14 protein-coding genes are annotated in these 17,452 nt (G+C 59.9%); 8 read left to right on the top strand and 6 right to left on the bottom strand.

Annotated elements, in window-relative coordinates; all coding sequences use genetic code 11:
* Positions 1–104: 104 nt before the first annotated feature.
* Genes DXY10_RS09710 through DXY10_RS09720 form a run of 3 tightly spaced genes read left to right on the top strand, consistent with a single transcriptional unit; the run spans position 105 to position 1,819 of the window.
* The gene (locus DXY10_RS09710; protein WP_115018877.1) at positions 105–467 is read left to right on the top strand and encodes an NAD(P)H-quinone oxidoreductase subunit 3; all 363 of its coding nucleotides are present in this window, start codon (positions 105–107) and stop codon (positions 465–467) included.
* A 3-nt stretch (positions 468–470) separates the two neighbouring features.
* Complete coding sequence (nuoB, locus tag DXY10_RS09715; RefSeq protein WP_115018878.1) at positions 471–1,250, top strand: NADH-quinone oxidoreductase subunit NuoB; 780 nt, start codon at positions 471–473, stop codon at positions 1,248–1,250.
* A gap of 11 nt (positions 1,251–1,261) precedes the next feature.
* Positions 1,262–1,819 carry an NAD(P)H-quinone oxidoreductase subunit J gene (locus DXY10_RS09720; RefSeq protein WP_115018880.1) on the top strand — a complete coding sequence of 186 codons (558 nt, stop codon included), beginning with the start codon at positions 1,262–1,264 and terminating at the stop codon, positions 1,817–1,819.
* A 321-nt stretch (positions 1,820–2,140) separates the two neighbouring features.
* On the opposite strand, the gene yvcK is transcribed toward DXY10_RS09720, so the two are convergent.
* The gene (gene yvcK, locus DXY10_RS09725) at positions 2,141–3,478 is read right to left on the bottom strand and encodes a gluconeogenesis factor YvcK family protein (RefSeq protein WP_115018882.1); all 1,338 of its coding nucleotides are present in this window, start codon (positions 3,476–3,478) and stop codon (positions 2,141–2,143) included.
* Positions 3,479–3,755: 277 nt separating this feature from the next.
* Between yvcK and DXY10_RS09730 the strand changes: the two genes are divergently transcribed.
* Both DXY10_RS09730 and DXY10_RS09735 read left to right on the top strand, forming a co-directional pair.
* Positions 3,756–4,499 (top strand): ABC transporter ATP-binding protein, encoded by a 744-nt coding sequence (locus tag DXY10_RS09730; RefSeq protein ID WP_115018903.1) that lies wholly within the window; start codon positions 3,756–3,758, stop codon positions 4,497–4,499.
* A 5-nt stretch (positions 4,500–4,504) separates the two neighbouring features.
* Positions 4,505–5,395: an MlaD family protein gene (locus DXY10_RS09735; protein ID WP_170955789.1), complete on the top strand. Its 891-nt coding sequence runs from the start codon at positions 4,505–4,507 to the stop codon at positions 5,393–5,395.
* A gap of 109 nt (positions 5,396–5,504) precedes the next feature.
* Here the strand turns inward: DXY10_RS09735 and bchD are convergent, their stop codons facing one another.
* Positions 5,505–7,601 (bottom strand): magnesium chelatase ATPase subunit D, encoded by a 2,097-nt coding sequence (bchD, locus tag DXY10_RS09740; RefSeq protein WP_115018886.1) that lies wholly within the window; start codon positions 7,599–7,601, stop codon positions 5,505–5,507.
* 20 nt (positions 7,602–7,621) lie between these two features.
* On the opposite strand from bchD, the gene folK reads away from it, so the two are divergent.
* Complete coding sequence (gene folK / locus DXY10_RS09745; protein ID WP_115018888.1) at positions 7,622–8,122, top strand: 2-amino-4-hydroxy-6-hydroxymethyldihydropteridine diphosphokinase; 501 nt, start codon at positions 7,622–7,624, stop codon at positions 8,120–8,122.
* Between the two features lie 27 nt (positions 8,123–8,149).
* On the opposite strand, the gene DXY10_RS09750 is transcribed toward folK, so the two are convergent.
* Positions 8,150–9,868, bottom strand: coding sequence for an ATP-binding cassette domain-containing protein (locus tag DXY10_RS09750; RefSeq protein ID WP_115018890.1), 1,719 nt, complete (start codon positions 9,866–9,868; stop codon positions 8,150–8,152).
* Between the two features lie 99 nt (positions 9,869–9,967).
* Between DXY10_RS09750 and DXY10_RS09755 the strand changes: the two genes are divergently transcribed.
* Both DXY10_RS09755 and DXY10_RS09760 read left to right on the top strand, forming a co-directional pair.
* On the top strand, positions 9,968–10,528 hold the full coding sequence (locus DXY10_RS09755; protein WP_115018905.1) for an NUDIX hydrolase: 561 nt from the start codon (positions 9,968–9,970) through the stop codon (positions 10,526–10,528).
* Positions 10,529–10,620: 92 nt separating this feature from the next.
* Positions 10,621–12,099 carry an FAD-binding domain-containing protein gene (locus DXY10_RS09760; RefSeq protein ID WP_115018892.1) on the top strand — a complete coding sequence of 493 codons (1,479 nt, stop codon included), beginning with the start codon at positions 10,621–10,623 and terminating at the stop codon, positions 12,097–12,099.
* 115 nt (positions 12,100–12,214) lie between these two features.
* Here the strand turns inward: DXY10_RS09760 and DXY10_RS09765 are convergent, their stop codons facing one another.
* The 3 genes from DXY10_RS09765 to DXY10_RS09775 form a co-directional block, all read right to left on the bottom strand.
* Positions 12,215–14,221 (bottom strand): C2 family cysteine protease, encoded by a 2,007-nt coding sequence (locus tag DXY10_RS09765; protein WP_115018906.1) that lies wholly within the window; start codon positions 14,219–14,221, stop codon positions 12,215–12,217.
* Positions 14,222–14,469: 248 nt separating this feature from the next.
* Positions 14,470–14,988 carry a hypothetical protein gene (locus DXY10_RS09770; RefSeq protein WP_115018894.1) on the bottom strand — a complete coding sequence of 173 codons (519 nt, stop codon included), beginning with the start codon at positions 14,986–14,988 and terminating at the stop codon, positions 14,470–14,472.
* A gap of 94 nt (positions 14,989–15,082) precedes the next feature.
* A complete protein-coding gene (locus DXY10_RS09775) occupies positions 15,083–17,089 on the bottom strand; it encodes a C2 family cysteine protease (RefSeq protein ID WP_115018906.1) in 2,007 nt (668 codons plus the stop codon).
* Between the last annotated feature and the right edge of the window lie 363 nt (positions 17,090–17,452).

Here is a 17,452-nt window from a genome sequence, read left to right on the forward strand (position 1 = left end):
GAAATCTCGTCGCTCACTGCTGCTTCTCTGGGTCAGGAGACTCTATCGGGGGCGGCAGTCAGGTGGTGGCGAATGCCAGACTGACGCCAAGGTCGGGCTCATTCATGTTTGCGCTGCCGGGTTATGACGCCTTTTTGGGCTTCCTGCTGATTGCAGCAGCGGTGCCAGTTTTGGCGTTGATCACCAACAAGCTTCTCGCTCCTCGCAGTCAGCAAGGTGAGCGTGAGATCACCTACGAATCGGGCATGGAGCCCATCGGTGGTGCCTGGATTCAGTTCAACATCCGCTACTACATGTTTGCGCTGGTCTTCGTCATCTTCGATGTCGAGACCGTCTTCCTGTATCCCTGGGCCGTGGCATTCCATCGCCTTGGATTGTTGGCCTTTATCGAGGCCCTCATTTTTATTGCCATCCTGCTGGTGGCGCTGGCCTATGCCTGGCGCAAAGGCGCCCTTGAGTGGAGCTGACTGATGCCTGAATCAACGTCCCCTTCAATCGCAGCTGTTCGTGATCTGCGTGCTGCCAGCTGTGGCCCTGTGGCTGGAGCCGCTGAGTCAGCTCCCGCTGTTACGTCTGATCTGAGTGAGAACGTCATTCTCACCAGCCTCGATGACCTGCATAACTGGGCCCGACTGAGCAGCCTTTGGCCTTTGTTGTACGGCACAGCTTGCTGCTTCATCGAATTTGCCGCCCTGATTGGCTCCCGTTTTGACTTTGACCGGTTTGGTCTGGTGCCTCGCAGTTCACCCCGTCAGGCAGACCTTCTGATCGTGGCCGGAACGGTGACGATGAAGATGGCTCCGGCTCTGGTCCGCCTCTATGAGCAAATGCCCGAACCCAAGTATGTGATTGCAATGGGGGCATGCACGATTACCGGTGGCATGTTCAGCGCAGACTCCACGACGGCGGTACGCGGTGTTGACAAGCTGATCCCCGTGGATCTTTATCTGCCTGGGTGCCCGCCTCGGCCGGAAGCGATCTTTGATGCGGTGATCAAGTTGCGCAAAAAAGTTTCGAATGAGTCAGTGAGTGATCGGCGCCAGTTGGAGCAAACGCATCGCTATTGCACGGTGAAACACGCCATGAAGCCTGTTGAACCGATCGTGACCGGGGCATACCTGCAAGCTGAAACGCAAATCGCAGCCTTGCGGCCCGGCGCAGGTCTCCCGATGCCAGCGCTCTCCACCCCTGCGTCCACATCTGTGGCCGCCCCTGCGGAATCGCCCACGACTGACTCTTCTGCCTCCTGAGCGCTATTGCCATGAGTGAAACGCCTAAGCCTTCCGCCGCGAGCACGTCTGAAGAGAGCCAGCTTCCAGCTGCGCCTGAACGTGGCCCTGTGAGTTTGTGGCTGCAGCAACAAGGCTTCGAGCATGAGCTGTTGCCAGCTGATCATGTTGGTGTTGAAACGATCGGGATTGAACCGATGTTTCTGCCTGTGATCGCAGCAGCCTTGAAAGGGTATGGATTCGACTATCTCCAGTGCCAGGGCGGATACGACGAAGGCCCGGGGCAACGGCTTGTCTGTTTCTATCACTTGGTGGCGATGTCCGAAGTGGTGGAGGGCAATGGTGACCAGGTGCGTGAAGTGCGGCTCAAAGTGTTCCTTTCCCGTGAAGGCGAGCCCCATCTGCCCACGCTTTACGGCCTCTTCCGGGGCGCGGATTGGCAGGAGCGTGAAACCTTCGACATGTTTGGCATTCGTTTTGATGGTCACCCCCATCCCAAGCGCTTATTGATGCCGGAAGATTGGAAGGGCTGGCCTCTGCGCAAGGATTATGTGCAGCCTGATTTTTACGAAATGCAGGATGCCTATTGATTGGACTTGGCTTGATTGCTTGGTTGAGAATGTTTTTGAGATGGCAGAAGGGAGAGCGTCCACAGAGTTTTGATGCTCTGGGCTTGTTGATTGCACTGTCTACGGTGAATTCATCATTTCAATGTTGATTGTGGTACGGACGAATTGAGTGATTGATGGGTATTGATCTCCTCCCGGTCGTTGTATTCGCTTAGGAGAGGTTGAGGCATCTGGTGTTTGCTTTTTGTCTCTTGTGGCTTCGGGTTTGGCGCACAATTGCACGTTGTTCTTGTTAGTTTTGGTCGGTTTCTTTCACTCGTTTGTTTCTGGACAGCGTCGTTTTTATTGGCCTTGTCCTGCTTGTTTGTCTGACTTTTGTTTGCGATAGAAGCGCATCACTCCAAGCGCGAGGCTGCGGGGGTCATGGCGCAATGTGGCCGTGGGCCGGCTTCCTTGCAGTGGCGCTTCCATCACCTCGTATCCCTCTGTCTGCAGTGCCCGGCGATTGCACAGCACGGGTTCCGCTCCCCGGGATCGGTAGTGGGTAATCAGGGGTGATTCGGGTAAGTCTTCTTGGGCCAGTACGGCAGTGAACAAGCGTTTGCTTACGCCAAGGCTCGCGAGCTGGGCTTCGATGGCTCGCAGGTGGCCGCTCACATCCAGTCCATCGGTTTCGCCTGGTTGTGTCATCAGATTGCAGATGTACAGCCGAGGAGCCCTGCTGCGCTGAATGGCCGTCACCAGTTCGGGCACCAGCAGGTTGGGTAAGAGCGAGGTGTAGAGGCTTCCGGGGCCGAGCAGGATCAGATCGGCATGGGCAATGGCTTCAAGCGCTCGCGGTAGGGCTGGTGGTTGTTCAGGGAGGCAGCCCAGGCGCACGATTGGGCTTGGTGCATGGCCAATGGCCGACTCCCCTTCGATGCGTTCGCCGTTTTCAAGTTCGGCCCAGAGGCGCACATCCACGTTGGTCGCTGGCACGACTTGACCCTGCACGGCCAAAACACGACTGGACGCCGTGATGGCTGTTTCCAGGCTGCCGGTGATCGCTGTGAGCGCCGACAGGAATAGGTTCCCGAAGCTGTGGCCTTCTAGGCCCCCGCCTGCCGAAAATCGATATTGGAACAGGCGGGTGAGCAGTGGTTCCTCGGTCGAGAGGGCGGCAAGACAGTTGCGGATGTCGCCGGGTGGCTGCACACCCAGTTCCCGGCGCAGCACACCGCTGCTGCCGCCGTCATCGGCCACGGTGACGATGGCCGTGATATTTGAGCTGTAGCGCTTCAGCCCACTGAGCAGGGTGGAAAGGCCTGTGCCCCCGCCAATGGCAACAATGTTCGGACCGCGGTTGAGTCGGCTTTTGGCCCGCAGTGCATCCACCAGCACCGTGTCTTTCTCGGGAGCAAGGGCCTGCTGAATCGACCCGAAGCTGCGGCTCTGGCCCCATAAGAGCAGGCCGATGCCGATCAGCACGACAAGGGGACCCGTTACTTCTCGCGGCAGGACTCGCGTGATCCAGCCCAGTGATTCCTGGATGGCCCACAGCATCCAGTAAATCGGTTGTAGGTCAGCCCACACTGCTGCTCCCAGAAATGCCAGCATCAGGCCAATGCTGGAGGTGAGCAGCCAGCGCTTCACCACCAGGCCTGGTTGCAGCCAGCGCACGGCCCGGCGCGATCGGTTCATCAGATCGCGTTGCCGTGGAGAGTGCACCCCACGCAGCCTGTCTGTGCGGCTGCTGCGCCTCATCCTGGGCCGTGATGAAGGGTTAGGCGAGCTCAACAGCTGGGCGGTATCGGCAGGGCTTCCTGAACTGTACGGAAGTGGCCAGGATCCACCACCCCCCCTTGCAAAAGCATGCAGGATGGGGATCAAGCACCGTTTCCTTGTTCGCGTGCAAAGCTTGACGGCGAGCTCCACTTCTTCAGCGCACCATCCCGTGGTGGAGATGCGCAAGCTCACGATGCAGTGGGGAGCGCGGCCCGTGCTCGATCGGGTTGATTTGAAGATGGAGCCTGGTCAGCGGCTTGCGGTTGTTGGCCCCTCCGGCGCCGGAAAATCAACGGTGTTGCGTTTATTGGCGGGTCTGCAGTTGCCCACTGCTGGGGAGCTGCGGTTGTTCGGCGAGCCTCAGGATTATTTGCGCCTGGATCAGCGCTATCCCAAGGATGTGCGCTTGGTGTTCCAGAACCCGGCGCTCTTGGCGTCGCTCACGGTGGAGGAGAACGTCGGCTTTTTATTGATGCGGCTCGGGCGCTTTAAGCCCAGTCAGATTCGCGAACGGGTGATGGCCTGTCTCGAAGCCGTAGGCCTGCACGATGTGGCCGACCAATTCCCTGGTCAGCTCAGCGGCGGCATGCAGAAACGCGTCAGCTTTGCCAGGGCGCTTGTGGATGATCCCGATCGTGATGCGGAGGCGATGCCGCTGATGCTGTACGACGAGCCCACGGCCGGTCTCGATCCTGTGGCCTGCACCCGGATTGAGGACCTGATTGTGAAGACCACGGCCGTGGCCAACGGCTGTTCGGTCGTGGTGAGCCATGTTCACAGCACGATTGAGCGCACGGCTGAGCGGGTCGTACTGCTTTACGGCGGTCAATTTCGCTGGGATGGATCGATTGAGGAGTACCGCCGTAGCGAGAACCCTTACGTCCAACAGTTCAGGACCGGTAACCTGCACGGGCCGATGCAACCCACCGATCACTGATTGCTATGCGTCGCAGTGTCCGTGAAGCGATAGTCGGATTCTCCCTCGTTGGAGCGTTGGTGGGGTTCACCGGCACCATGCTTTGGCTTCGTGGCTATAGCCTCGGCGCCGATACTTGGACGGTCACTGCGGAATTCGCCAATGCCGGTGGTCTGGCGGAGCGGTCGCCTGTCACCTATCGCGGCATCGTTGTCGGTGTGGTTCAGGAGGTGACAGTCACCCCAGCTGCCGTCAGAGTTGTGCTGGAAATCAATCAGGAGGATCTCCGCCTTCCTACCCCCGTGACGGCAACGGTGGCTTCAGGTTCCTTGTTGGGTGGTGATGCGCAGGTGAATCTGATCAGTAGCGGTAACGCTGCGTTGCTCTCTGCGACAACGCCTGGTCCGAAATCTGACCAGTGCAACAGGGGCAAAGTGCTCTGCGAGGGCACGACGATACGCGGCGAGGCCGGCGCAAGTCTCGACACGGTGACGGCTTCGATGCAACGTTTGCTCCAAGAAGCTGAAGACCAGAAGTTGGTCTCCAGCCTGGTGCAGTCCTCGAAAGAATTCGATGCTGTCGCCAAGGAGGCGAAGACGGTACTGGGTCAGTTGGGTGATGAACTCGAGCGGGCAGCGCCAACGATCACCAACCTCAATCTGGCCACTGCAGAGGCAGTTGAGGCTGCGGCCCATATCAACAACTTGTCAGCGGCACTCGATAACCCCAAAACTGTTTCGGAGCTAAAACAGACTGTCTCGAATGCCCGTTCGTTGACGCAGCGTTTCGATGCCGTTGGCGGTGACCTTGAGCAGCTCACTGACGACCCAAAGTTCATCAAGGCGGTGCGGGATGTGGCGATCGGTCTGGGTGCTTTTTTTCAGGAGCTCTATCCGGCCGAGACCAGTAAGCCCTGAGTGCTGGGGGAGCGTTGATGGTGTTGTTGTTCCGAATCGACAACCTGTCGTTGGCTTGAGATTTTGATTGTTGCCTCGGGGCCAGAGAGAGCTCCGAAAGGTTTAGGTCTTAAGTCACGGTGTTGATGGCGTCCATGGCAATGGCGGCAATCGCCTGATCGCTGGCCTTCGGCAGTTGCACATATTTCCCCCCAGCGGCCTCGGCCAGGTCTTTGCCCATGCCGCTGCCGATGAATTTGCGCTCGGTATCGATCACAAGCAGCTTGATTCCCAGCATTCGGTAGCGGGCGGCGACATCCAGCACTTCTTGCTTGAGGTCGGGTTTCTCGTCTCCCTCAAGCGCAGGCTGGCCCAGAGACGTGCTGAGGGGGACGTTGCCGCGCCCATCTGTGATAGCCACCACTACCACTTGACCAAGATCGCTTGTTGTCAGGGCGTTGGCACCGACTCGGGCGGCCTGAGTGAGGCCATGGGCCAGGGGGGAGCCGCCGCCGCAGGGCATTGATTCCAACCGACGGCGTGCAGCGGTGATGGAGCGGGTGGGTGGCAGTAGAACTTCAGCCTGGTCGCCGCGGAAAGGGATCAGGGCCACTTCGTCGCGGTTCTCGTAGGCCTCAGTGAGCAAACGGATCACAGCTCCCTTTGCACTTTGCATCCGGTTCAGCGCCATTGAGCCACTGGCATCCACCAGAAAGATCACGAGGGCGCCGGATTGACGCTGCAGCAGCTTGGCGCGCAGATCCGATTCCTCCACGATCACCGTGCGATCTGGCTGGCGGGCCCGCCGTGCTTTCTGATAGGGCGCCGCTGCCCTCAGCGTGGCGTCGACGGCGATGCGGCGCACAGGGCCACGGGGCAGGATCGGTTTGACGTAGCGGCCGCGGCTATCACTCAAGACCACCGATCGGCTCCCGCTATTGCCGCTCTTGGCCTTGGCCGATGAGAACAGCAGCAGATCGGGATCAATTGCGACAGCTTCCGGGTCAAGCATGAACTCTTCAGGAATCGACGGTGGGGGCTCGTCGTCTGGAGTGTCGTCTTCGTCGTTGTCCTGTTCGTCCTCACTGTTGTCCTCGTTGTCATCCGGCGGCTCTTGGTCCTCTGGCGACTCCTCTCCCTGAGGCGGCGGCGGAGGCGGCTGATCTTCCGGTGGTGGAGGTTCCATTTGCTCGTCCTGGGGCGGCAGCTGCAGAGCCCGTGGCGCGATCACCAGGCGCACGGCCACTTGCAGGTCGTCGGCCTCCACTCGGTCTCGGCCGCTTAGAGCGGCATGGGCTTTGGCCACGCGCACCGCATAGAGCTCGGAGCGGTGCCCCTCAACGCCACCGCGGATTGCTTCGGTGACCAGGTACTGAATCTGTTCGGTGCTGATCTGTACATCCGGCAGCCATTGGCGCGCCAGCAACAGCTGGGTGGCAAGCGCTTCGGTCTCCTCGCCCCACTTGTCGGCGAAGCTGCGGCTGCACTGGCCATGGGAGAGCACCGCTTCGGTGATCTCCACACGTTGTTCGGTGCTCACCAGCTGGTCAGCGGAGAGGGCGATCGCAAAGCGGTCGAGCAAGTGGTCGCGAACGGCTCCTTCTTCTGGGTTGTAGGTCGCGATCAGTAGCGGTCGGCAAGGGTGGCTGAGGCTGAGGCCTTCCCGTTCCACCTGGTTTTCGCCGCTGCCGACGGCCGCCAGCATCAGGTTGACGATGCCGTCATCGAGCAGGTTGAGCTCATCCACATAAAGCACGCCTCTATGGGCTTCTGCCAGCAGGCCAGGCTGAAACACGGCACTGCCGCTGGCCAAGGAGGCCGTCACATCGACGGCGCCAACGAGTCGGTCTTCCGTGATGCCCAGCGGAACCTGGATGAAAGGGGCTGGCAGCACCTTGGTGGGCAGATTGGCAGCTGATGCGTCTTCCTCTCCGCCCCATTCCTCAGGCCGTAGAGGATCGAGATTGCGGCCTGCTGTGCCTTCCACATCCAGCACATCGATCGGTGGTAGAAGGGCATGGAGCCCGCGTGCCAGAACGGATTTGCCGGTGCCGCGACCTCCTGCAATGATCACACCACCGAGCGCCGGATCCACTGCCGCCAGCAGCAGGGCGAGCTTGAGAGTGCCGTGGCCGGTGATCGCCGCCAGTGGGAAAGCGCGGCTGGCCTGATCCTGGGCGGCACTGTTGGCCACACCACCCGCTGCTGCCACCCCTCCTGACACCATGAACGTTTCCAGGTCCTTGCGTGAGAGCCAGTCTCGCTGATCAACCCCGTTGCTTGGCAGTGGCCCTCGGTGCAAACCTACCCAGCTCTGTCGGTGATCCCCGTCAGACCCTTCTGTCAGTGCGTCCTCTCCTGGAGCAGTTGTTTGCTGATTGGGCCGGCGAAGTCTTGCACTGCCGTTGGTCACCGTTGCTCGAGACGGCGCCGGTCGGCGGGCCACTCGAACAGCCGATGTATCTCAATGCGGTGGTGCTCGTGCAGGGTATGAACCGAGTGCCGCACCAGGATGCAGCCCTGGAGTTGCTGGTGTCGCTCCATACGCTGGAACGGCAGTTCGGGCGTGATCGCGTTCGAGAGCAGCGCTGGGGCCCCCGCACGCTTGACCTCGACTTGTTGTTCTGGGATGAACTACGGCTTGCACATCCGCGCTTGGTCTTGCCCCACCCACGGATGCATTTGCGTGCCTTCGTGATGCAGCCCTTGCTGGCGGCGATGCAGGGATCCGTCGACTGGACGGCCTGAATCAAGCGATGCTTCAAGGATGACTGGTCAGCCAGATGGGTTTCTTGGACTGCTGTTGGGGCGGTTGAGCTCAATCACCTGATCGGCTTGTTGAAGCAGCTGTGGATCGTGGGTGCTCACCAGCACTAATCGGTCTTGCGTCCGCTCCTGGATGACAGCACGCACGCTGTCTGCTGCAGCGGTATCCAGAAATGCAGTCGGTTCATCGAGCACCTCTACCGGTCGATCCCGCAGCCAGGCGCGTAGGAGGCCGAGCCGATGAATCTCACCGCCAGAGAAGGGATCTTGTGCCAGGGTCATGGGGGCATCCAGGCCGCCTTCTCGCAGCAGTAGATAGCTCAGTCCAAGCCGTTGCAGCCAGGTTTCGATCACTGTTCGCGACTGCTCTCCACCCAGCAGAAGGTTGTCGCGCAAGCTGGCTTCAAACAGCACAGCATGTTGGGGTGCGTAGGCAATCAATTGGTGTAGTTGCGCGGCACCGGCTGGGCCGGAGAGGTGCCAACTCCGCGTGTTGCAGACCAACTCCCAAGCGCTGTGGTCTTCGCCTAATAATCCGCAGATTTGATCGAGCAGGCTGGTCTTGCCGCAGCCGGAGGGGCCAGTGATGGCAATCAGTTTGTTCGGCTTCAGACTGAGAGAGGTCACGGCCGCAGAAGCCGTTGGTGTCAGTTGCCATCGCAATGCTGTCCATTGCGCCTGGCCCAGCCTGTCAAGGTCCTGGTTTGACAGGGTTTTTTCGCCTTCTAGTCGAGGGATGGAACGTAGCTGTTGCCTGCGCTGGCAGAGGGCTTCATACCCGGGCAGATTGCCGAGGCAGAGCCGTCTGGCCTGGACCACGTTGCTGAGGGAGGAGCCGGCCCGATAGGCGAGCACCAGCGTTGTGGTGAGCACCTTCGCAGTCAGTGCGTCTTCTTGGAGGAGCATCCACAGACCGGCAATCGCCACGACCAGGGTGTCGCGCCAAGCGTTGTAGCCGGCTCGACGTCGCACCCGTTCTTTCAGAAGCCAGCGGCCTTGGGCGGTCTCCTGGCTGAAGCGTTGCAGGAGCCAGGCTTCCGCTGCTGCTGCGCGAACTGCTTTCAGACCATGGAGGCTGTCCCCCACAGTGCGCTGCAGCGCTGCATTGAGGCGGCTCTGGATACGCCCTAGCCCCCAGCTGCCCGAGCGTTGTAGCAGCGCTGCTGCTGCTGTCCCGAGCAATGCCAACAGCAGCGGCCAGGCTGCACTGCGGCCAATGAGCAACACGCTGGCGAGGTAAATCACCATGGCCAGAAGGGCCTGGAGCAGGCGTACGGCCTGATCCAGGCTGAGGCTGGTGCGGTTGATGTCGCCCATCAAGAGGGCGAGTAGGGCACCACGCCCAAGTCGGTCGAGTTGCGATGAGGAGGCGGTGAACACCTGGTGGAGGAGTTGATGGCGGAGGCGATCGGTGAAACCGGATCGCAACCGTTCCCGGCTAATGGCGACGCGCGCCTGCATCAGACCGCGCAGGAGGATCAGACCCACCAACAGCGCCAGACTTGCTGGCAAGGACAGGCTGATGGCGAGCGGTAGTGATGGAGCGGCCTCATTCCCAGATCCCAGCAGCAGTGTGACCGCCAATCCGAGGCCGGCAATGTCGAGCAGGCTGCTGATGCTGCTGAGCAAGCCCAGTAAGGCCAGATGGCGCCATCCGGCTTCCTGCGCCAGGTCTTTCAGCAGTTTGATCTGCAGCAGACGGGGAAGGCCACGGGGTGCTGATGCCATCAACTATGCAAAGTCCCCCCAACGGAGCAGGATCGATGTTGCCCTAACGATCCTGCTGCTCAACCGCCATGCTGGGCCTCAGCAATGCCCCGCGAGCCCATGGCGCCCTTGCCGCCCCCAGAACCCTCCCAGTTGTTGGAGACGATCGATGCGCTCGAGTCGCGCAAGATTCGCTTTGAGTGCAACCGTATCCGTCTTCCGATGGGGGTTGAGGGCACCTTCGGGATCATTCGCCACCCCGGGGCGTCGCTGGCAGTGCCGATCACGGCTGATGGCCAGGTGGTGCTGCTGCGTCAATATCGCTTTGCTGTGCAGGCTCGCTTGTTGGAGTTCCCCGCCGGAACCCTCGAAGAGGGGGAAGATCCGCTGGAGTCGATGCAGCGGGAGCTTGGCGAGGAGGCGGGTTACAGCGCTGCTCGCTGGGACGTGCTTGGGCCAATGTTGCCCTGCCCTGGCTATTCCGATGAGGTGATCCATTGTTTTCTGGCCAGGGAGCTCAGTCCCCTTGAGAACCCCCCGGCTGGCGATGACGATGAGGATCTGGAAGTGGTGCTGATGAGCCCGGCCGAGCTGGATGCACGACTGGCGTCTGGTGAGGAATGGCTGGATGGCAAGAGCGTCACGGCCTGGTTCCGAGCCAAGCAATTGTTGGGGCTCTAAGCGGGATCGCCCGCGTAACCCTCTGCTTGTGGCCTGTCTGTTGATCCGGCAGGAATCGTGTTGATCGGGGCTCTCTTGCGTCTGCTTTGTTGATGTCATCACCTCGCATCTTGTTCTGGCACCGTCGCGATCTGCGTCTGGCTGACAACACTGGCCTGCAGGCTGCTGTTGCACTGGGGCCTGCGGTCACTGGGGTGTATGTGCTTGATCCATTGCTCATCACGCCTGCTGAGGAACTGCCGCCGATGGCCCCGGCTCGGCTCTGGTTCTTGATCGACACTCTGATCGAGCTGCAGCAGCGGTGGCGGCAGGCCGGCAGCAGGCTGTTGGTGGTCGCCGGAGATCCGGTGGAGCTCCTGCCACGTTTGGCGTCGCTGCTTGATGCCCCAACGCTGGTGTGGAGCCGGGATGTGGAGCCCTATGCCCGTGCTCGTGACCGCCAGGTCGCCAAGGCGTTACAGGCCGATGGCCGCAAGCTTTTGGTGGATTGGGATCAGCTGCTGGTGGCCCCGGAGCTGATCAAGACTGGAGGCGGTGACCCTTACCGCGTGTATGGCCCTTTTCTGCGCAATTGGCGCGGACAGGTTGAGCGCAGACAACCCAGCACCATTGACGCCCCCGTTGGATTCATCGACCTGGAGTCAGACACCCTCGAGGCGCTCACTAGCGGAGACGGGGAGCTGGGTCGCTTGTGCGCTGAAGGTCAGCGCGAGCTGGAGCGGTTGCAGGCCGAGCACGGTTTCGGAGGCATGGAACTCTGCCCTTGTCGTCCCGGGGAGGCAGCGGCATTTGAGCAGCTCACAAGCTTCTGCGCCAGTTCTCTGTTCGCCTACGAACCGGATCGCAATTTCCCTGGGGTGGTGGGCACCTCCTATCTCAGTGCAGCGCTGAGCATGGGCACGGTGAGCCCGCGCCAGGCCTGGTGCGCGGCCCAGGAGATGAAAGAGATGGCCCGCAGTGATGAGCAGCGTCAGGCAATCCAGGTGTGGGAGCAGGAACTGGGCTGGCGGGAGTTTTACCAGCAGGCGTTATTCCATTTCCCGGAACTGGCACAGGGGCCTTACCGCGAGCAGTGGCGTCGCTTCCCGTGGCAGAACAACAACGACTGGTTTTTGGCTTGGAAGAACGGCCAAACCGGCATGCCGATCATTGATGCGGCCATGCGTCAGTTGAATCAGAGCGGCTGGATGCACAACCGCTGCCGCATGATCGTGGCTTCCTATTTGGTAAAGGACCTCATCTGTGATTGGCGCTGGGGTGAGCGCGCTTTCATGGAGCTCGAGGTGGATGGTGATTTGGCTGCCAACAACGGCGGTTGGCAGTGGAGCGCCAGTAGCGGCATGGATCCAAAGCCGCTGCGCATTTTTAATCCGGCGACTCAGGCATTGAAGTTCGATGCCGAAGCGGATTACATCCGCCACTGGTTGCCGGAGTTGCGGCACGTGAATACCAAGGATCTACTTAGCGGTGAGATTGCTGCCTTGGAGCGCCGTGGTTATCCCGAGCTGCTGGTGGATCACAAGCAGCAGCAGGCACGATTTAAGGGGCTTTACGCCACCATCAAAACTTGAAGCCATGTGGTCAGTGGGGTTTTGCCTAGCTGGACAAAGCACTCAACTCATTGAAAAGCGGGAGGCCTGATCAGCCCCCCGCAGTTTTGAACAGTTTGATGGCTCAAGGGAGCATTCAGCTGTTGGAGTATGAGATCCATGCACCGAGCTGACGCAGTTGGAAGTGGGTCAGGCTGAGATGACGTGAATCCCAGGGGTTGCGGATGTCAAAGCGTTCGGTGGTGGGGTTGTAGCCGACGATCGAATACACATGGCCTTGAACGCCAGTGCTGATGCTGGTGGTTCCAGCGTTGGCATTGGTGGCATTGCTGTTGAAGCCGCTCACGGTCACCACCCGATTGGAGTTGACCATGTTGACCAGTTCGGTCTGGTTGATGCCGCCGATACCGGACCAGTTGACCTGTTGTGCGCCGTTGCCGATGCCGGTGATGTGGCCGATGGCTGCGGAGGCGGAGCCCCAGCCGATGCCGGTGTTGCCACTGCCGTAGAAGTTGTTGCCGTCCTGGCCGATGCGGCCGGACTCATTCACTTGTGCGTAGGCCTTTTCGGCAAGAGCGACCCAGAGCTCGTTGTTGTTGGCGACCACATTGCGGGTGCCGCCATCACCACCGTCGTTGGCATAGAGATAGGTGCCATCGGAGCGTGTCGCCATCTGGCGGTCGACGGTCACATAATCGACTTTGCCGTTGGTGTTGAAGCGCACAGTCCAGGTGCCGTCACCGTTGTCGGTGAACATGTCGTTGATGGCACTGGGCTTGTCATTGGCGGTTCCGGCCAGACCAGCGAGGAAATAGCAGGTGCCGACGGAGCCTTGGCCAACATCATCAGCGCTGACGCTGCCATCGGTGAGGGTGCCTGCTGCGGTGGAGTAGGAGCCAGCCAGGGTGCCGCTGCCGTTGCGGTGAATGGCAGGACGGTCGGTGCCCAGCATGTGCTTACCGATCAGCAGGTTCAGATCGTCTTTGCTGCTGCCAGCGGCGAGATCGCCGAGGGAGTCGCGGATGCTGTCGGAGCCTGTGTACCACTGGTTGCTGTCGTCATGGAAGACAACTTTTTCGGAGAGGACTTTGATGTCATCGCGCATCAGATGATCGGTGCGGTTCCAGAACTTGCGAAGGTCGCTGAGTTCGGTTCCCGAGACGGAGCCATAGTCTCCGGCGCTCTTGAGGACGCCGATGACATCATTGCGTGAGAAGGAATTGTCGTATTTGATGGAATTTAGGGCTGCATTTTCAACGCTCTTGTCACGGATGAGTCCTTTCAAGCTCCGCTCAAGACCGTTGGCTCGTTTTGAGATGCTGAGGCTATAGCTGGTGGCGCCATGGCTCCAGGGGCGCTGTTTGTAGCTGTAAGCACGGGCGTAGTAGGTGCCGCGACCCAGATATTTCGAGAAGACTTCAGACCGAGAGCCGCCACGGTCGGAGAATTTGATGAGGCGTCCGCTGCGATTGTAAAGAGCCAGGCCTGCATCTCTCCTCAAGCCCCGCAGGCCGAAGTTGTAAGTGCCGGATTTGCCAGCGTAGAATTTAAACCAGTCGTTTTTGTCGCGGTTGCCGCGGTAGGTGTAGCCAATTTGGCCGCGCACATTCTTGCTTTGTCGGTAGACAACATGGCCGAGATTGAAGGCATTGCGCCGGCTATCGGTGCGATCAAAGCCTCTGCGTTCGTCGGCAGAAAAGCGTCCGGTGCTGGTGGTGCGGTTGCGGAAGCGACGACCACGGGTGCGTCCATCTCTATTGAAGCGGCGTTGGGAGAGGAGGTCATCAACCTCGTCTTGTTCAGCATCGGTGGTGTCACCCCCTTGGATCAGGGTGTCGCCATCGGAATCGGTGAGTGTTGAGCCGCCACTGTCGCCGATGAGGTCATCGACGGTGTTGCTCATGCGGACGTTGCGTGAGGCAAATGGTGTTGTTGATCCACCCATGGCCGGGCCATTGGCTGTGCTCCAGGGGTCCTGCGCCATGTTGGTGCAGAGTTGGTCGGACAGTGCTGATGGGTTGAGCTGATTGTTGTCATTGAGGCCATAGGCCTGGATGTTTTGTAGATCAGCGCCAGCTTGATTGGGCTGCTTGTTTTGGAGAACGTCCTGGAAGGATTGCTGGTCCTGAGTGGAGTCAAACATGATGGAGGAGGTGAGTGAGTTGTGAAGGGTGATTCCCTTGTTGAACTCACGATCTCCCGGGATCAATGTTGATGTTGTGAGTGAGATCTCGGCATGTTGTGATCTTGCTCACAGGTGAGCAGAGAGCGTTTTCGTGATGCCTTTTGGAGGGTTGTGATCGGGTTGAGGAGTGCCCTCAGTGAGGAGCGCCAGCCCTGAGGCCCAGGAGCCGGTGGCGAGGGGACGGGGCTGGTTGGTCAGTGGATGGATTAGTTGGTGGTGCTGGCCGTGAGTGAGCAGGTCTGGCCATTGAGGCTGAGGGCCAGGGTGACGTGCACCGGCATTGAGGGGTCGAGGTTGAGCGGCAGCCGGTGCACGGTGCTGAAGCGGTTGAGAGGACTCATGTCGGGCTGTTGCGTCCAGGGGAAGAGGTTGGTGTCTGTGGCTTGGTGCCAGGAGGCCTGATCGATCCGCACCTGCTGTGCTTGCTCACTGGTGTTGTGCAGCTGCAGTTCCACGTTCAGGACATGGGAGTGGCTGGGAGTGGCTGGCGTGCCTGCGCTGATCGAACCAGGCGGCAGAGCGCCGCCTGGGGACCGAGGGATGGGATCGATCCAGGTGCGTAGGGAGGCCTGGATGGCCCCTGTGTGGCAGGAATTGGCGGACGGCATGCTGGTGGTGCGAAGGATTGAGCTGAGTCGGTGAGCTGGGGCAAGATCAAGATCTAGGTGCTCGAGCGCTGGCGAGAAGAGAGAGAGTCCGAGCCAGCTGATCAGGATGGACGACATCGTTGTTGGGTTTGGGCTGGTCCAAGCAAGGAAAAAAGGGGGCTGGATGAGCAGCCCCCTTTTGGGTCACTGGTTTGATGGCTCAAGGGAGCATTCAGCTGTTGGAGTATGAGATCCATGCACCGAGCTGACGCAGTTGGAAGTGGGTCAGGCTGAGATGACGTGAATCCCAGGGGTTGCGGATGTCAAAGCGTTCGGTGGTGGGGTTGTAGCCGACGATCGAATACACATGGCCTTGAACGCCAGTGCTGATGCTGGTGGTTCCAGCGTTGGCATTGGTGGCATTGCTGTTGAAGCCGCTCACGGTCACCACCCGATTGGAGTTGACCATGTTGACCAGTTCGGTCTGGTTGATGCCGCCGATACCGGACCAGTTGACCTGTTGTGCGCCGTTGCCGATGCCGGTGATGTGGCCGATGGCTGCGGAGGCGGAGCCCCAGCCGATGCCGGTGTTGCCACTGCCGTAGAAGTTGTTGCCGTCCTGGCCGATGCGGCCGGACTCATTCACTTGTGCGTAGGCCTTTTCGGCAAGAGCGACCCAGAGCTCGTTGTTGTTGGCGACCACATTGCGGGTGCCGCCATCACCACCGTCGTTGGCATAGAGATAGGTGCCATCGGAGCGTGTCGCCATCTGGCGGTCGACGGTCACATAATCGACTTTGCCGTTGGTGTTGAAGCGCACAGTCCAGGTGCCGTCACCGTTGTCGGTGAACATGTCGTTGATGGCACTGGGCTTGTCATTGGCGGTTCCGGCCAGACCAGCGAGGAAATAGCAGGTGCCGACGGAGCCTTGGCCAACATCATCAGCGCTGACGCTGCCATCGGTGAGGGTGCCTGCTGCGGTGGAGTAGGAGCCAGCCAGGGTGCCGCTGCCGTTGCGGTGAATGGCAGGACGGTCGGTGCCCAGCATGTGCTTACCGATCAGCAGGTTCAGATCGTCTTTGCTGCTGCCAGCGGCGAGATCGCCGAGGGAGTCGCGGATGCTGTCGGAGCCTGTGTACCACTGGTTGCTGTCGTCATGGAAGACAACTTTTTCGGAGAGGACTTTGATGTCATCGCGCATCAGATGATCGGTGCGGTTCCAGAACTTGCGAAGGTCGCTGAGTTCGGTTCCCGAGACGGAGCCATAGTCTCCGGCGCTCTTGAGGACGCCGATGACATCATTGCGTGAGAAGGAATTGTCGTATTTGATGGAATTTAGGGCTGCATTTTCAACGCTCTTGTCACGGATGAGTCCTTTCAAGCTCCGCTCAAGACCGTTGGCTCGTTTTGAGATGCTGAGGCTATAGCTGGTGGCGCCATGGCTCCAGGGGCGCTGTTTGTAGCTGTAAGCACGGGCGTAGTAGGTGCCGCGACCCAGATATTTCGAGAAGACTTCAGACCGAGAGCCGCCACGGTCGGAGAATTTGATGAGGCGTCCGCTGCGATTGTAAAGAGCCAGGCCTGCATCTCTCCTCAAGCCCCGCAGGCCGAAGTTGTAAGTGCCGGATTTGCCAGCGTAGAATTTAAACCAGTCGTTTTTGTCGCGGTTGCCGCGGTAGGTGTAGCCAATTTGGCCGCGCACATTCTTGCTTTGTCGGTAGACAACATGGCCGAGATTGAAGGCATTGCGCCGGCTATCGGTGCGATCAAAGCCTCTGCGTTCGTCGGCAGAAAAGCGTCCGGTGCTGGTGGTGCGGTTGCGGAAGCGACGACCACGGGTGCGTCCATCTCTATTGAAGCGGCGTTGGGAGAGGAGGTCATCAACCTCGTCTTGTTCAGCATCGGTGGTGTCACCCCCTTGGATCAGGGTGTCGCCATCGGAATCGGTGAGTGTTGAGCCGCCACTGTCGCCGATGAGGTCATCGACGGTGTTGCTCATGCGGACGTTGCGTGAGGCAAATGGTGTTGTTGATCCACCCATGGCCGGGCCATTGGCTGTGCTCCAGGGGTCCTGCGCCATGTTGGTGCAGAGTTGGTCGGACAGTGCTGATGGGTTGAGCTGATTGTTGTCATTGAGGCCATAGGCCTGGATGTTTTGTAGATCAGCGCCAGCTTGATTGGGCTGCTTGTTTTGGAGAACGTCCTGGAAGGATTGCTGGTCCTGAGTGGAGTCAAACATGATGGAGGAGGTGAGTGAGTTGTGAAGGGTGATTCCCTTGTTGAACTCACGATCTCCCGGGATCAATGTTGATGTTGTGAGTGAGATCTCGGCATGTTGTGATCTTGCTCACAGGTGAGCAGAGAGCGTTTTCGTGATGCCTTTTGGAGGGTTGTGATCGGGTTGAGGAGTGCCCTCAGTGAGGAGCGCCAGCCCTGAGGCCCAGGAGCCGGTGGCGAGGGGACGGGGCTGGTTGGTCAGTGGATGGATTAGTTGGTGGTGCTGGCCGTGAGTGAGCAGGTCTGGCCATTGAGGCTGAGGGCCAGGGTGACGTGCACCGGCATTGAGGGGTCGAGGTTGAGCGGCAGCCGGTGCACGGTGCTG

It is taken from the genome of Synechococcus sp. UW140 (assembly GCF_900474295.1).
Lineage (GTDB): Bacteria > Cyanobacteriota > Cyanobacteriia > PCC-6307 > Cyanobiaceae > Synechococcus_C.